Origin of the sequence: Streptomyces malaysiensis subsp. samsunensis (assembly GCF_024519315.1) — a bacterium.
In the GTDB taxonomy this organism is placed as follows: domain Bacteria; phylum Actinomycetota; class Actinomycetes; order Streptomycetales; family Streptomycetaceae; genus Streptomyces; species Streptomyces malaysiensis.
Genome location: NZ_JANIIC010000275.1, coordinates 1 through 417 on the forward strand (window position 1 = coordinate 1; position 417 = coordinate 417).

The window sequence follows — 417 nt, forward strand, 5'->3', positions numbered from 1 at the left end:
CTAATCGCCGGGCGCGTTCACGGACCTGGCAGCGCAGGAGCTCGTGGATGACCTGGTCGGTTCCGTCGTCCCGCCAGGCGGCGAAGTAGTAGTAGGTCGCGCTCTTGGGCGGCAGGTCGTGCGGGAGGTAGGCCCACTGACATCCGGTTCGCCCCTGGTAGAGGATCGCGTTCACAATTTCCCGCATGTCATAGGCGCCCTGGTGGCCGCTGACCGAGCGGTGCCGGTCCTTCCACGCGGTGATCACCGGCTCGATGAGAGCCCACTGCTCGTCCGATAAGTCACTCGGATACGGCTTCCGTTCACTCACCCGGCCAGCCCACCAGACCACAGACCCCGGACCGGAGGAATCCACTCCAGACCCACACCATCAGGCGATAACAGAATCACTCAAACACTCACGAACCGCCCACTAAG

At 63.5% G+C, this 417-nt stretch carries 1 protein-coding gene; it reads right to left on the bottom strand.

Features of this window, described 5'->3' with window-relative positions:
• Positions 1–310: transposase (locus tag NQU54_RS48865; protein WP_308408556.1), on the bottom strand; the 310-nt coding region annotated here is incomplete at its 3' end.
• Between the last annotated feature and the right edge of the window lie 107 nt (positions 311–417).